Source organism: Rhizobium indigoferae (genome assembly GCF_034554815.1).
GTDB lineage: Bacteria > Pseudomonadota > Alphaproteobacteria > Rhizobiales > Rhizobiaceae > Rhizobium > Rhizobium leguminosarum.
In genome coordinates this window covers 3,063,816-3,078,263 of sequence record NZ_CP140635.1, presented here as the reverse complement: position 1 = coordinate 3,078,263, position 14,448 = coordinate 3,063,816, and the positions used below count along the sequence as shown (strand labels likewise).

The window sequence follows — 14,448 nt, the reverse complement described above, 5'->3', positions numbered from 1 at the left end:
TGTCCGGAAGCGTGCGAATGCGCAACAAGAAGATGAGGAGACGGATGCATGATCAAGGTGGTCTACGAAGTCGTGCCACATGACGGCGGCTGGGCCTACAGGCTGGGAGGTGTCTATTCCGAGGCATTCCCGACCCATGCCGAGGCGCTCGAAGCTGCGCGCATCGTCGCGGCCGAACAGCAGGTCGGCGGCGATTCCGCCGAGATCAGTTGGCAGGACGAGAACGGCAAATGGCATGAGGAATATGCCGAGGGCGGCGACCGGCCGGAAACCGAAGTGGTGGACGGTCTGTGGAAGGACCGTACGGCCGAGGCCTCGCAAGGCATTTGAAGCTAAGCATCGCCCGTCAATGCCCGCGCGACGATCGCATCGACGAATTCGCGCTTATGCGCAGTGTAGCGGTCGCCGTCCATCCTGAATTCGGCTGCCAGCCTGCGTTTGAGCGCGGTATAATCGGCCGCCGCTTGCGGATGCGCGATGAGATAATCCCGGAAAGCCAGCCTGTTTCGATGCGTGCCGTTGCCGGAAGGGCAAAGGTAGACCCGTTCCGCCGGCACTGAACCTCTCGATAGAAAAGCCCAAACCTCGTCGTCATAGCGGTTGCCGCGTGGCTCGTAGCCTTCTACCAGGAGCACGCGTGTGGCGCCCTCGATATGCCCGAGGTCGGGAAGAACGATGTCGATATCGATAAGCGGCTTGGCTGTCATGCCCGGTATGGACGTGCTGCCGATGTGATCGATGGAGAGCGCCTGCGGCAGCAAGGTCAGCAGCCTGTTGCGGATGCGCTGGAAGGCTTGCGGCCATTGCGGATCGTGAGGCACGAGTTCAACCGGGATGTGCGTTATCATTTTCATCCCGCTGTGGTGCTCGACGCGTTAAGGAGGCTCTATCGCTTCGAAATTTGCGCATGATTCTTTGCGAAAATCGATTCTGATTTTCGCGATTATGCGCTGGTCGAATATCGGTGATAGTCCTGAAGTCCCTTGACCAATACATCAAAGGTAGCGCGGCAGCGCGGCGAAGACTTCAGGCTCTCATGCATCGCCACCCACGTGCCGAGCGGAATGCTGAAGGCATCAGGCAGGATGTGAACAAGGTCTGGATTTTCACGCGCGAGCCCTGTCTGGCAGATGCCGATGCCAACGCCTGCACGGATCGCCGAAAGTTGGGCAAGGTTACTGTCGGAGCGGAAGGAGAACTCGATGCCAGGCACCGCATAACGTTTCATCACCATGCGGACATAGGCCGTCTGCCGGTCGAAGCCGATGAGCCGGTGGTTTGCGAGGTCAGCCAGGGTCTGCGGAATGCCGTATCGTTCGAGATAGCGGCGATGGGCGTGAAAGCCGAGCGGGATATCGCCGATTCGGCGCACGACGAGTGCGTCCTGCTGCGGTTCGGCCATGCGCACGGCAATATCGGCTTCGCGGTTCACCAGGTCCTCGATCGTATCGGAAGCCGAGAGCTCGATTTGAAGTTCCGGATAAGTCTCCTGCAGCGGTCCGAGAATCGCAGGCAGTACTTCGACGGCGATGACCTCGCTGGCGCTGACCCTGACCGTTCCCGTCACGCAATCGCGCTGGCCGGATGCTGTGCGCAAAAGGGCGGCGGTGGTTGCCGCCAGCGTTTCGGCATAGGGCTTGAGCGCCAGTGCGGCGTCGGTCGGCAGCAGGCCGTTCGGTGAGCGGGTGAAGAGTTCGGCGCCGATCGCCAGTTCCAGGGCGTCGACATGGCGGCCTATGGTCGGTTGAGTCAGCCCCAGTTCGCGGGCGGCGGCTGACAGCGACCCTTGCTGGAGCACGGTCAGGAAACTGCGGTAGAAATCCCAGCTTGGTTCGACGCTCATATATTTTTGTATAGCAGATGCATTTATTTCGTCAATTTCGTTTATTCCCTTCTGGGGGCATGATCCTCTCATCCGATCGAAGGAGATGATTGTCATGAGCAGCAAAATGAAGACGACGGCCCTCATTCTCGGCGCCACAGGCGGTATCGGCGGCGCGGTTGCCCGCAAGCTGCTTGCGCGCGGCTGGCGCATCCGGGCGCTGAACCGTGACGCCGCCAAAGCGTCGAGGAACGAGCCGGCTTTCGAATGGGTGCAGGGCGATGCGATGAATGCCGGCGACGTCCTGAGGGCGGCTGAAGGCGTCGGCCTGATCGTCCATGCTGTCAATCCGCCCGGTTATCGCGACTGGGAAACGCTGGTGCTGCCGATGCTCGACAATACCATCGCCGCTGCTCGCGTAGTCGGCGTGCGCGTCGTGCTGCCGGGCAACGTCTATAATTTTGGTCCCGATGCCCAGCCGGCGCCGACGGAAGAAAGCCCACAGAATCCGGTGACGAAGAAGGGGGCGATCCGCGTCGAAATGGAGAAGCGGCTGAAGGCGGCGTCGCAGTCCGGCGCCGGCGCCATCATCGTCAGGGGAGGGGATTTCTTCGGTCCAGGCACGACGGCCAATAGCTGGTTTTCGTCCGGCCTCGTGACCCCAGGCAAGCCGGTCGGCACGATCAGGAACCCGGCACGGCGCGGCATCGGCCATCAATGGGCCTACCTGCCCGACATGGCAGAAACCATTGCCCAACTCGTCGAGCGGGCCGATCGACTGCCGCCTTTCGCCGTCTATCACATGGAGGGCTTCTGGGATGCGGACGGCATGCAGATGGCCGAAGCGATCAAGCGCGTCGTCGGCGGTAGGGCGAAGATCGGCAACTTCCCTTGGTGGATCGTGCCGCTGACCGCTCCTTTCGTTCCCGTGATGCGGGAGATCAAGGAGATGCGCTATCTCTGGAAGGTGCCGGTGCGGATGCGGAATACCAGGCTTACGGCCGAACTCGGCAAGGAGCCGCAGACGCCGATCGACGAGGCGGTCAGGGCTTCGCTCGTGGCGCTTGGCTGCCTGCCCGAACCGCACCGTCAAGCCGCGGCCGCCCTTATCGGGCACCCGTCGCAGAACGCGGGTTAGCTCTCGAGTTCGGCCAGCGCGATCCGGGCGACCGTCAGGGCTGTCTCTGCCTGCTGAATATTCGGATCGCCGAGGAACCAGGCGGCGGAAAGACCGGAATAGGCGGCGATCCATCGCAGCAGCCGCTTCGGCTCCAGTTTCGCCTCTGCTGAGACGATGGCGAGCTGGCGGCGGAAACGGGCGGGATCGGTGATCGTTGGCAGTTCCTCGTTGGCGAAGATATTGGCGAAATCGAAGCCGCGTTCGCCATGGAGCCGCTTCGGATCGATTGCCAGCCAGCCGCGTGCCTCGAAATCGAGGATATTGTCGTGGTGGATGTCGCCGTGGAGGATGGTGACTTCACGCTGATCGGCAAGGAGGGTGTTGGCGATCGCCGAGCAATCGGTAAGCGTGCCGCCATGCTTGCCTGCTGCCGGCTCCAGATCGCGGAACCAGCGGGTGAGGGGTATGGGATCGGGAAGCGGTTTTTCGCGCGGCGCATGCAGCCGTGCCGCTGTCCGGCAGAGGATGCGGCTTGCCTCGTCGTCCTCGCCGTTCATCGCCATGGCAAGCAATGAGCGTTTTCCCGTCGCCCTTTCCAGCAGCACGGCGTCGCCCTCATGGGCGTAGACATAGGCTGCGCCGTCGCCGTCCCACCATTGCATCAATAGCGCGCCATAACGTTCGTCGATATCGGCCGCCACTTTCAGCATGGCTGGCCTGCCCTGCCAGCGGACCGGCAGCAGGCGGCTGGAATGGGTGATGATGGGTTCACCGTCTGATATCAGCGACCAGCGATCAAGATGGGGACTAAACATGGTGCAACTTACTGAGAGGTCGTGAAAATGGGAATCCCGCCTTTCGGCGGGATTCCCATTCGCGTGTGAAAGGTTCAGGCGACTTTTTCGAGGACGGGATAGTCAATATAGCCCTTGCCGGTGCCGCCGTAAAAGGTCGACTGGTCGGGCGTGTTGAGCGGCAGATTGTGTACCAGGCGCTCGACGAGATCGGGATTGGCAATGAAAGGCTTGCCGAAGGCGACGAGATCGGCGCGGCCGCTTGCGACGGCGTCGATCGCCAGATCGCGATCATAGCCATTGTTGACCATCCAGTCGGCCTTGCCGCCAGCCTTTTCGTAAGTCTGGCGCAGTCCCTTGTAATCGAAGGCGGGATTGTCGCCCTGCTTATAGTCCCGTTCGCCGCCGGTCTGGCCTTCGATGACATGGATATAGGCCAGGTCGTGTTTGGCCAGTCCCTCGACGACATGGGTGAAGGTCGCCTGCGGGTTGGAATCGTAGCTTTCGCCGGACGGCGTCACCGGTGAGATGCGGATCGCCGTGCGGCCGGCGCCGATTTCCTTCACCACGGCATCGACGACTTCGAAAGTCAGGCGGGTGCGGTTTTCGATCGAGCCGCCATATGCATCAGTACGGTCATTGACGCCGTCGCGGATGAACTGGTCGAGCAGGTAACCGTTGGCGCCGTGGATCTCGACACCGTCAAAGCCGGCGTCGATCGCCGCCCGTGCGGCCTTGCGGTAATCCTCGATGATGCCGGGGATTTCGGCGGTTTCGAGCGCGCGTGGTTCGGAGGTGTCGGCAAAGCTGCCGGTGCCGTCGGCATTGACCAGATAGGTCTTGGCCTTGGCGACACGATTGGTCGATGAAACCGGCTTGCCGTCGTTCGGCTGCAATGTCGTGTGCGAGATGCGGCCGACATGCCACATCTGGACGACGATCTTGCCGCCTGATGCATGGACCGCGTCGGTGACGCGCTTCCAGCCGTCGAGAGCCTCTTTGGTGTAGAGACCAGGCACGTTGGCATAACCCTGGCCCTGATGGGTGATCGCGGTTGCTTCGGTGATGATCAGGCCTGATGTGGCGCGCTGGCGGTAATATTCGACGTTGAGGTCGTTGGGAATTGCGCCCGGCGATCGGTTGCGGGTGAGTGGCGCCATGACGATGCGGTTCTTGACTGATATGTCGCCGACTTTCGTGGGTTCGAAAAGCTTGGCCATGATGGTCCTTTCTTTTGCGGGAGGATCACTCGGCAGGGGCGAGGGCGGCCCGGCCCCTGGCGGAGAGATAGGTGAGTGCCGTCGCGCCGAGGCCTATCAGGGCCATCAAGGCTGCGGCGAGCGGAACGCGGGTGAGATCGAAACCGGCGTCGATGACCACGCCGCCCACCCAAGCGCCGAGCGCATTGCCGGTGTTGAAGGCGCCGATGTTGATCGTCGAGACGAGATTCGGAGCGTCTTTGCCGAAGCCGACGACGCCGACCTGAAGCGCCGGCACGGCGGCAAAGCTTGCCATCGCCCAGAGGAAGAGGGTGATTTCAGCCGGGATGAAGAAGCGACTCGTATAGCTGAAGGCGATCGAGGTCGTGGCGATCGCGGCGAAGACGCCGGCAAGCGTCGCGCCGAGCCGCCAGTCGGCAAGCTTGCCGCCGACGAGGTTGCCGATGGTCAGTCCAAGGCCGATCAGAAACAGCGTCCAGGTGACGCCTTCCGGCGAAACGCCGGTGACGTCGCGCAGCAGCGGCGCAATATAGGTGAAGAGAGCGAACATAGAGGCGGCGAAGAAGACGGTGGTGGAGAGTGCCAGCCACAGGCGGCCATTCCTGAGGGCTGCGATCTCACGCAGGATGCTGCCGTTCTTTTGCTGCTTATCCCTGGGCAGGATGGCGATCAGGCCTGATATGGTGACGATACCGATGACGGTGACAACGCCGAAGGTGGCGCGCCAGCCATAGGCCTGGCCGATCGCGGTGCCGAGCGGCACGCCAAGAACATTGGCAAGTGTCAGGCCGGTGAACATCAGCGCGACGGCGCGGGCCCTGCGATCCTCGGCGACGAGGCCGGCGGCAACCACCGAGCCGATGCCGAAGAAGGCGCCATGGCAGAGTGCCGTAACGACTCGGGCGATCATCAGCACCCAATAATCGCTCGCCAGAGCGCAAAGCAGGTTGCCGGCGATGAAGAATGCCATCAGCGCAATCAGGGCGGTACGGCGCTTCAGCTTCGCAGTCGAAACGGCCATCACAGGGGCGCCGATCGCGACCGCCAGGGCATAACCGGTGACCAGCCACCCGGCCTGCGGGATGCTGACCGAGAGATCGGCAGCCACCTCCGGCAACAGACCCATGATGACGAATTCGGTGGTGCCTATCGCAAACGAGCTCAAGGCGAGGACGAGGAGGGCGAGGGGCATTCTAAAGATCCTGCGTCAGTTGCTTGAGGAAGGCGGCGATCGTTTCTTCGTTGCGCTTGTAAAAGATCCACTGGCCGACGCGTTTGGTGGTGACGAGGTCGGCGCGATGCAGCGTGCCGAGATGGGCCGAAACGGTCGACTGCGACAGGCCGCAGCGCTCGAACTGGCTGGCGCAGACGCCCATTTCGAAAGGATGCTCCTGCGAGGGGAAGTGTTCCTCGGGGTTTTTCAGCCAGCTCAGAATGTCCATCCGGGTGGGATGGGCGAGGGCCTTGATAATTTCGTCTTTGTCCATCGTCATTCGCCGAACTATAAATCGTGTTTAATCGATATAATGATCGGCAGGTTTCGATATGCAAATCACGGAGGCGTGAGGCAGTGGTTTTTAGTGAGTGCGCAAATTTTGGGCAAAAAAAGAGGGCCACCGGAAAACCAGGGCCCTTGTAATTGTGAAGGTCAAAAACCTCCAGAGGGGAACAGCTAATGCGGTGGTACTGGGAGAGAAACCACAAGATGCATCAGCTCAGAGAGATATGGTGCTTCCTTGAGCAGGTTTCAATGCTTTTTTGTGCATGTCTGCTATGCGCCGCACAATTTTTTTGCGGTGCGGCATTTATCGAGGAAGTAAGGGCAAAAAAAGAGGGCCACTGGAAAACCAGGGCCCTTATAAGTGTGAAGGTCAAAAACCTCCAGAGGGGAACAGCTAATGCGGTGGAACTGGGAGGAAAAGCCACCATGTGCATCAGCTATGTGCGATATGGTGGTTTATTGGGCAAACGGCAACCCTCATTTGTGCATGCCAGTCATGCACGTTCTGCATAGTCGACGATTCATCAATAAAACCGGGCTCAAAAGTTCCAGTTTCTGGCCTTGCTGACGATAAAATCGCGGAAGGCTTTCAGCTTGGCGGCGTTCTTGATCTCGTCTGGATAGCAGAAATAGGTGTCGAAGGAGGGGACGTCGGCATTGATCGCCAGCTGAATCAGGCCGGGGTCGCGACCGACGATGTAATCCGGCAGGCAGGCGACGCCGATTCCGAGCAGGGCGGCGCGCTTGATCGAGGTCTGGCTGTTGATCTGCAGATGCGGGATGCGCTTGTTGTCGGAGGAGCGGCCGGCGACCTCAAGCCAATTGACGTCGAGCAGGTAACTCGGCGCCGGCTCACCGAAGGTGATGATGCGGTGATTGTCGAGATCCTCGACCTTCTGCGGCTCGCCGTGGCGGTTGATGTAGGACGGGGCCGCATAGACGTGCATGTGCACGGTGAAGAGCTTGCGCTGGATGAGGTCGGATTGCTGCGGCTGGCGCAGGCGGATCGCGCAGTCGGCATGACGCATGTTCACATCCACTTCCTCGTTGTCGAGGATCAGCTGGATCTGCACATCGGGATAAAGCTGCAGGAACTCCTGGATCTTGTCGGTCAGCCAGCCCTGGCCGAGACCGACCGTCGTCGTGACGCGCAGCTTGCCGGATGGCGTCTCGGTCGTCTCGGTGAGCTGCATCTTCACGGTTTCGAGCTTCAGCAGCACGTCATGGGCGGTGCGGTAAAGCAGTTCGCCCTGTTCCGTCAGAATCAGGCCGCGTGCATGGCGGTGAAACAGCTTGGTGCCGACATCCTGCTCCAGCGCGCTGACCTGGCGACTGATGGCGGATTGGGACAGATGCAGTTTATCCGCCGCATGCGTGAACGAACCCGCCTCGGCAGCTGCGTGAAAAATACGCAGCTTGTCCCAATCCAATGGCATTCCCCCACCCCTCATGCCGATCTTACTCCGCGGCCACGGCGACGGGCATGTGGCCCGTCAGATATCGCTCGGCTTCAAGTGCAGCCATGCACCCCAGGCCGGCGGCAGTGATCGCCTGGCGGAACGTATCATCCGTCACGTCGCCCGCGGCATAGACCCCGTCCAGGCTGGTCGCGGTCGAATCCGGCGCGGTCCAGAGATAGCCATTGTCCTTCAGCTTCAGCTTGTCCTTGAAGAGTTCGGTTGCCGGCGCATGGCCGATCGCGACGAAGACGCCATCGATCACCATGTCGGTGATCGTGCCGGTTCTGACGTCACGCAGGCGCGCGCCGGATACGGATTGCGGCATTGGCGGCTTGGCCGGTGTGCCTGTTATTTCGGCCACTTCGGTATTCCACAGCACCTTGACATTCTCCTTGGAGAACAGGCGTTCCTGCAGGATCTTCTCGGCTCGGAAGAAGTCGCGCCGGTGCACTAATGTAACCGACTTGGCGATGTTGGAGAGATAGAGCGCCTCCTCGACGGCGCTGTTGCCGCCGCCAACCACGATCACGTCCTTGTTGCGATAGAAGAAACCGTCGCACGTGGCGCAAGCCGAAACGCCGAAGCCCTGGAAATGCTGCTCGCTCTCGATGCCGAGCCATTTGGCCTTGGCACCGGTGGCAATGATCAGCGTATCGGCGGTCCAGACCTGGCCGCTGTCGGTGCGGGCGACGAACGGACGCTGATTCATGTCGACTTCGGTCACGAGGTCGTTGACGATTTCGGCGCCGACATGTTTTGCCTGCTGCAGCATTTGTTCCATCAGCCAGGGACCCTGGATCGGATCGGCAAAGCCCGGATAGTTCTCGACATCAGTGGTGATCATCAGCTGTCCGCCCTGTTCGAGACCGGCGATCAAAACCGGTTTCAGCATGGCGCGCGCGGCATAGACCGCGGCAGTATAGCCTGCGGGTCCGGAACCGATGATGAGCACCTTGGTGTGGCGGGCGGGCATGTCATTTCCTTTCGATTGGCAGGAGGGCGGCGGCTAAGTGGCGATTGCGGCCGTTTCGCGGTCCATGCGCCATTTATGAACGTCCAATGCTTTTATTCAAGGGCAGCCTTGCGTTACCAACAAGGCAAATCGCCCAGATGTGCAAGAATCCGTCATCGGCGTGAAACTTTCTTGCGTATTCCGCGGCTTTATATAGAAGCTCCCCGCGGAGAATTAAAGAAAGGCAATGATGTGGGGCGTGCGGAACTCGACGTCATCGATATAAAGATCCTCCGGGAACTGCAGGCCGATGGCCGCATGACCAATGTGGAGCTCGCCGATCGTGTCGGCATCTCGGCGCCGCCTTGCCTGCGCCGTGTGCGCAAGCTCGAGGAAGCCGGCATCATCGAGGGCTACCACGCGATGCTGAACAGCCCGAAGCTCGGCTTCGACCTCGTCGCTTTCTGCATGGTCGGCCTCAAGCACCAGTCGGAAGGCAATCTCAAGGCCTTCGCCGCTGCCACCGCCGAATGGCCGCTGGTGCGCCAGGCCTGGATGGTCTCGGGCGACAGCGATTTCCTGCTGCATTGCGTGGCGGAGAACCTCACCCGCTTTCAGGATTTCGTCATCGAGGTGCTGACGGCGAACGAACATGTCGATACCGTGCGCACCATGCTGACGATCCGGCAGGTGAAGAAGCTGGGACTGGTCGAAGTCTAAAACGACCTTGGCAGGTTAATCGTCGTCACGGATTACTTGCGCGAGCTATAGCCGCCCCGGTTGATGCCGTGGCGCTGAAGTTTGTCATAAAACGTCTTTCTCGGAATGCCGAGCGCCTCGATGGTGCGGCGCACGTCGCCGTCATTGGCTGACAGCGTGTCGCGGATGATCTCCGCCTCGTAGCGTTCCAGCCGTTCGGGGAGCGTCGCACCCGTCGGCTGAGGAGGGACCGCTGCCGCTCCGCCGCCTTCCACGCCAAGCACCACGCGTTCGGCATAATGCGAGAGCTCGCGGACATTGCCTGGCCATGTGTGCGAGGCCAGATGTCGCCGTACATCAGGTGAAAGCGGCGGGACATCGCGACGGAAGCGCTCCGCGGCGCGAGCGGCGAAGTGGGAAAACAGAAGCGGAATATCGTCCCGCCGTTCTCTCAGCGGCGGAATGGAGATCGTCACGACATTCAGCCTGTAATAGAGATCCTCGCGAAAATCGCCGCGAACCGCGGGATCCCCGAGGTCTATCTTGGCAGCCGCGACGACGCGAAGATTGACGGGGCGCACCTCATTGGTGCCGAGCGGCGTGATTTCGCGCATCTCCAGCACCCTCAGCATCTTGACCTGCGTAGCGGCCGGCATGCTTTCGATCTCGTCGAGGAACAGCGTGCCGCCGCTTGCATGTTCGATGCGGCCCGTGCGGCGCTTCTGGGCGCCGGTAAAGGCGCCGGCCTCGTGGCCGAACAGCTCGCTTTCGATGACGGTTTCGGGCAGGGCGCCGCAGTTCAGCGCCACAAAATTGCCCTTCCGGCGGTGGCTCCATTGATGCAGGATCTGGGCGACCACTTCCTTACCGCTGCCCGTTTCGCCGGCGACGAGCACATCCACATCGGTATCGGCGATGTGGCGAAGAATGTTTCTGAGGTTTTCCATCACAGGCGTCTGGCCGATCAGCGGCAAATTCTCCTGCGCATCTTCGGCTGCTTTGCGCAGCATGCGGTTCTCCAGAACAAGCCGACGCTTTTCGCTTGCGCGACGCACGCTCTGCACGAGCCGATCGGCTGCGAAGGGCTTGGCGATGAAATCATAGGCGCCGTCCTGGATCGCCTGAACGGCCATGGGAATATCGCCGTGGCCGGTCATCAGGATCACCGGCAGGTCGACGTCCATCCCTTGCAGCGTGGCGAAGAACTGCAGTCCGTCGATCTCGGGCATGCGGATATCGGTGACGACGGGGCCGGCAAAGTCCGCCGGCAGGTCCGCCAGCGCGGCTTTCGCACCGTCGTAGGCGGAAACGGAAAATCCGGCGAGTTCGAGCGTCTGCGCGGTGGCACGGCGCAGATCCTTGTCGTCGTCGATCAGCGCAACGGGCATCAGTGTGTCCATGACCTCAAGCCTTCCTCAGCTGAACGATGAACCGGGTACCACCGCTGTCGCTTGCAACGTCCATCCGGCCGCCGTAGTCGCCGACGATATCCTTGGAGATGACGAGGCCAAGGCCGAGACCGCTTTCCTTCGAGGTATTGAACGGCGTGAACAAGCCTTTACGGATTTCCGGGGGAATGCCGGGGCCGTTGTCGGCGACTGTCACCGTTACCATCCCCGCGTCAGTTGATGTTCTGATCTCGACGCGACCCTCTCCGGCCTTCGGCGCCACCGCCTCCAGGGCGTTCTGAAGCAGGTTGATGAGGACCTGCTCGAGACGAATCCGGTTTCCCATCACCTGCAGTTCGTCGGGCGGCAGGTCGATGTCGAGCGTGTCCATGCGGCCGGCAAACCGGCTGCGCAACAGCATCACCGCGCCCTCGATGACGTCCTTCAATCCTGTTGGTTCGGCGCTGCCGCGGCCCTTGCGGGCAAAGGTCTTCAGCTCCTCGGTGATCGAACCTATGCGCTCCGTCAGCGCCGCAATGCTTTCGAGATTTTCGCCGGCAGGCGCAGTCTGGCCGCGATCGAGGAAGGTGCGGGCGTTATCCGCATAGGCACGGATGGTCGCCACCGGCTGGTTGATCTCATGAGCGACGCCGGCGGCCACCTGGCCCAGGATGGCCAGCCGATTGGCCTGCACCAGATCCTGCTGCACCGCCTGCAGCTTTTGCTCGGTGCTCTTGTGGCCGATGATTTCAGCCTGCAGCCGGTCCCGCGCCTGGCTGAGATCCAGCGTCCGCTCGACTACCCGCCGTTCCAGTTCCTCTCGTGCTTGCTGTTCGCTCGAGATCCGCAGGGCGATCGTATGGCGGCGGCGCAAGAGGAAGGCTGCTCCGGCCAGCAGTGGCAAGAGTATGAGCAATGCCAGCATGCGGGCTTCGCGAATCCCCGCATCGACGGACGGCCCCAGCGCCACCAGATGCTGCAAATGCCATCCGGTCGCCGGCACCGACGTTGCGACATCGAGAAACCTGGTTTTCCCGGCATCGCCGGGCATGACGATCTCGACGACATCGAGCCCTTCGCCGAGGTTTCGGACCATGTCGAGGGGCAGGGGTTGAAGTGGCGCAGCGCCGAATTGGAGGCTTTCGCGGATCGCTGTCAGCCGGTCTTCGGCGATCCGGCCGATCGTCATGAACCGCCATGATGGAAGACTGGTGATGAGGACAATGCCACGCTCGTCAACGACGTAGGACGGGGTGCCGGAGGCGTTCCAATCCGCCTCGACGTCGTCGAATTCGACCTTGACCACGACGACACCCAGCAAGCCATTGCTGCCCGAAATCCGCTGCGAGATATAAAGACCCGGTTTCTTGCTGACCGTGCCGAGCGCGAAGTGCTCGGCCTGTCCTCGTTCGACCGCCCCCTGAAAATACTCCCGGAAGCGGTAGTCATTGCCGACGAAGCTCGTCGGCTCGCGCCAGTTGCTGGCCGAAACCGCGATGCCGTCCTTGTCGATGACATAGATGACGGCGGCCTTCGTGCCCGCCGCCAGCATTTCCAGCTTCTGACTGAGCCGCTCGAACGTGCCGGCATCGTTTCCCACCAGCGCCGCGGCGAGCGCGGTGTCCTGCGACAGCACGAAGGGAAGCGCCCGGTATTTTTCGAGGACCGTGCGCAGCAACGCCGCATTCAGCGTCACATCCATGCGGGCCTGCTCCTCGAGGGCAGCCTCCGCCCGGTGCTGGCCGATCTCGCCGCTGGTCCAAAGGCTTGCGACGACCGCGAGGAAGGCGAGCGCGGCATAGGCCCACCACATCCGGCGGATGCGGTGTTGCAGGGGCAGGGAAGGCCACAATTTCTGCGACACGGACATGGCGGATTTGTGCATTGTTCTGCACGAAACGCAAATGGATTTGTGCGGATTTCCGCATTGATTAATGAGTTGTCAGCAGTCTCGTAAATTTTTCATTAATAAATTCAATCGGTTGGTTGGCGGCTTAAAACTGGCACGGCGATTGCGAAGGAGGTGGCAACAACGGCTGAGCTGTTGGACTTGAAGCGAACGGCTCGGGAGGCCGGAGTTCGTTCCGGACGAGCCACTAGGAGGACATCATGATCGCAGCACCACTCGATGCAGTCGCAGGCAGCAAGGGCAAGAAGCCCTTTTATAGCCATCTTTACGTTCAGGTTCTCGTGGCCATCGCTGCGGGTATCCTTCTCGGTCATTTCTATCCCGAACTCGGCACCCAGCTGAAGCCGCTCGGCGATGCCTTCATCAAGCTCGTCAAGATGATCATTGCGCCGGTGATCTTTCTGACGGTTGCGACCGGCATTGCCGGCATGAGCGACCTGCAGAAGGTCGGCCGCGTCGCCGGCAAGGCGATGCTGTACTTCCTGACCTTCTCGACATTGGCGCTCATCATCGGCCTGATCGTCGCCAATGTCGTCCAGCCAGGCGCCGGCATGAACATCGATCCGGCCTCGCTGGATCCGGCCGCCGTCGCCACCTTTGCCGCCAAGGCGCATGAGCAGAGCATCGTCGGCTTCCTCACCAACATCATCCCGACGACGATTGTCGGCGCCTTTGCCGATGGCGATATTCTGCAGGTTCTGTTCTTCTCGGTGCTCTTCGGCATCGCGCTCGCCATGGTCGGCGAAAAGGGCGAGCAGGTCGTCAACTTCCTCAATTCCCTGACGGCTCCCGTGTTCAAGCTCGTCGCCATCCTCATGAAGGCTGCCCCGATCGGCGCCTTCGGCGCCATGGCATTCACCATCGGCAAGTACGGCGTCGGATCGATCGCCAACCTTGCCATGCTAATCGGCACTTTCTACATCACGTCTCTGCTCTTCGTCTTCATCGTTCTCGGTGCTGTTGCCCGCTACAACGGATTCTCGATCGTGGCGCTGCTGCGCTACATCAAGGAAGAACTGCTGCTGGTCCTCGGCACCTCGTCTTCGGAAGCCGCACTTCCGGGGCTGATGAACAAGATGGAAAAGGCCGGTTGCAAGCGCTCGGTCGTCGGCCTCGTCATCCCGACCGGCTATTCCTTCAATCTTGACGGCACCAACATCTACATGACGCTGGCAGCGCTGTTCATTGCTCAGGCAACCGGCATCCATCTCTCCTGGGGTGACCAGATCCTGCTGCTGCTGGTGGCGATGCTGAGCTCGAAGGGTGCCGCAGGCATCACCGGCGCCGGCTTCATCACACTTGCCGCAACGCTCTCCGTCGTCCCATCCGTGCCGGTCGCTGGCATGGCACTCATTCTCGGCATCGACCGCTTCATGTCGGAATGCCGGGCGCTGACCAACCTCGTCGGCAATGCGGTGGCGACGATCGTCGTGGCACGTTGGGAAAACGAGCTGGATACGGTGCAACTCGCCGCAGCACTGGGCGGCCAGACCGGAGAGGATACTTCGGCTGCCGGGCTGCAGCCGGCCGAATAGTTAGCCGCTATCCCCTTATCCTTAGAAACCCTGCAGCGGCCCGTCATC

At 61.2% G+C, this 14,448-nt stretch carries 14 protein-coding genes; 4 read left to right on the top strand and 10 right to left on the bottom strand.

Annotated features, from left to right (window positions below):
- Positions 1 to 48: 48 nt before the first annotated feature.
- Entirely contained in the window at positions 49 to 330 is a 282-nt protein-coding gene (locus U5G49_RS15510) for a DUF2188 domain-containing protein (protein WP_017965291.1), read from the top strand.
- Positions 331 to 332: 2 nt separating this feature from the next.
- Here U5G49_RS15510 and U5G49_RS15505 read toward each other — a convergent pair whose 3' ends face one another.
- Both U5G49_RS15505 and U5G49_RS15500 read right to left on the bottom strand, forming a co-directional pair.
- Complete coding sequence (locus U5G49_RS15505) at positions 333 to 848, bottom strand: GrpB family protein (RefSeq protein ID WP_193443475.1); 516 nt, start codon at positions 846 to 848, stop codon at positions 333 to 335.
- A gap of 95 nt (positions 849 to 943) precedes the next feature.
- The gene (locus U5G49_RS15500; protein WP_018243007.1) at positions 944 to 1,843 is read right to left on the bottom strand and encodes a LysR family transcriptional regulator; all 900 of its coding nucleotides are present in this window, start codon (positions 1,841 to 1,843) and stop codon (positions 944 to 946) included.
- Between the two features lie 94 nt (positions 1,844 to 1,937).
- Between U5G49_RS15500 and U5G49_RS15495 the strand changes: the two genes are divergently transcribed.
- Positions 1,938 to 2,960: an NAD(P)H-binding protein gene (locus tag U5G49_RS15495; RefSeq protein WP_130652824.1), complete on the top strand. Its 1,023-nt coding sequence runs from the start codon at positions 1,938 to 1,940 to the stop codon at positions 2,958 to 2,960.
- On the opposite strand, the gene U5G49_RS15490 is transcribed toward U5G49_RS15495, so the two are convergent.
- From U5G49_RS15490 to trxB, 6 genes are all read right to left on the bottom strand, one after another.
- Positions 2,957 to 3,757: an aminoglycoside phosphotransferase family protein gene (locus tag U5G49_RS15490; protein ID WP_018243005.1), complete on the bottom strand. Its 801-nt coding sequence runs from the start codon at positions 3,755 to 3,757 to the stop codon at positions 2,957 to 2,959. The two genes, U5G49_RS15495 and U5G49_RS15490, sit on opposite strands and share 4 nt — an antisense overlap.
- Positions 3,758 to 3,831: 74 nt before the next feature.
- Entirely contained in the window at positions 3,832 to 4,956 is a 1,125-nt protein-coding gene (locus tag U5G49_RS15485) for an alkene reductase (protein ID WP_018243004.1), read from the bottom strand.
- A gap of 25 nt (positions 4,957 to 4,981) precedes the next feature.
- Positions 4,982 to 6,148: an MFS transporter gene (locus tag U5G49_RS15480; protein WP_193443477.1), complete on the bottom strand. Its 1,167-nt coding sequence runs from the start codon at positions 6,146 to 6,148 to the stop codon at positions 4,982 to 4,984.
- 1 nt (position 6,149) lies between these two features.
- Positions 6,150 to 6,443, bottom strand: coding sequence for an ArsR/SmtB family transcription factor (locus tag U5G49_RS15475; RefSeq protein WP_018484589.1), 294 nt, complete (start codon positions 6,441 to 6,443; stop codon positions 6,150 to 6,152).
- A gap of 553 nt (positions 6,444 to 6,996) precedes the next feature.
- Positions 6,997 to 7,893, bottom strand: coding sequence for a LysR family transcriptional regulator VtlR (locus U5G49_RS15470; protein ID WP_018446649.1), 897 nt, complete (start codon positions 7,891 to 7,893; stop codon positions 6,997 to 6,999).
- A gap of 22 nt (positions 7,894 to 7,915) precedes the next feature.
- Positions 7,916 to 8,890, bottom strand: a complete 975-nt coding sequence (gene trxB, locus U5G49_RS15465) for a thioredoxin-disulfide reductase (RefSeq protein ID WP_018243001.1) — start codon at positions 8,888 to 8,890, stop codon at positions 7,916 to 7,918.
- 231 nt (positions 8,891 to 9,121) lie between these two features.
- Between trxB and U5G49_RS15460 the strand changes: the two genes are divergently transcribed.
- On the top strand, positions 9,122 to 9,589 hold the full coding sequence (locus tag U5G49_RS15460) for an Lrp/AsnC family transcriptional regulator (protein WP_003541645.1): 468 nt from the start codon (positions 9,122 to 9,124) through the stop codon (positions 9,587 to 9,589).
- Positions 9,590 to 9,621: 32 nt separating this feature from the next.
- Here U5G49_RS15460 and U5G49_RS15455 read toward each other — a convergent pair whose 3' ends face one another.
- The gene (locus U5G49_RS15455; protein WP_130652820.1) at positions 9,622 to 10,968 is read right to left on the bottom strand and encodes a sigma-54-dependent transcriptional regulator; all 1,347 of its coding nucleotides are present in this window, start codon (positions 10,966 to 10,968) and stop codon (positions 9,622 to 9,624) included.
- A gap of 4 nt (positions 10,969 to 10,972) precedes the next feature.
- Entirely contained in the window at positions 10,973 to 12,841 is a 1,869-nt protein-coding gene (locus U5G49_RS15450) for an ATP-binding protein (protein WP_130652819.1), read from the bottom strand.
- A 224-nt stretch (positions 12,842 to 13,065) separates the two neighbouring features.
- Here U5G49_RS15450 and U5G49_RS15445 point away from each other — a divergent pair, with 224 nt between their 5' ends.
- Positions 13,066 to 14,400 (top strand): dicarboxylate/amino acid:cation symporter, encoded by a 1,335-nt coding sequence (locus tag U5G49_RS15445; RefSeq protein WP_018242998.1) that lies wholly within the window; start codon positions 13,066 to 13,068, stop codon positions 14,398 to 14,400.
- Positions 14,401 to 14,448: the final 48 nt, after the last annotated feature.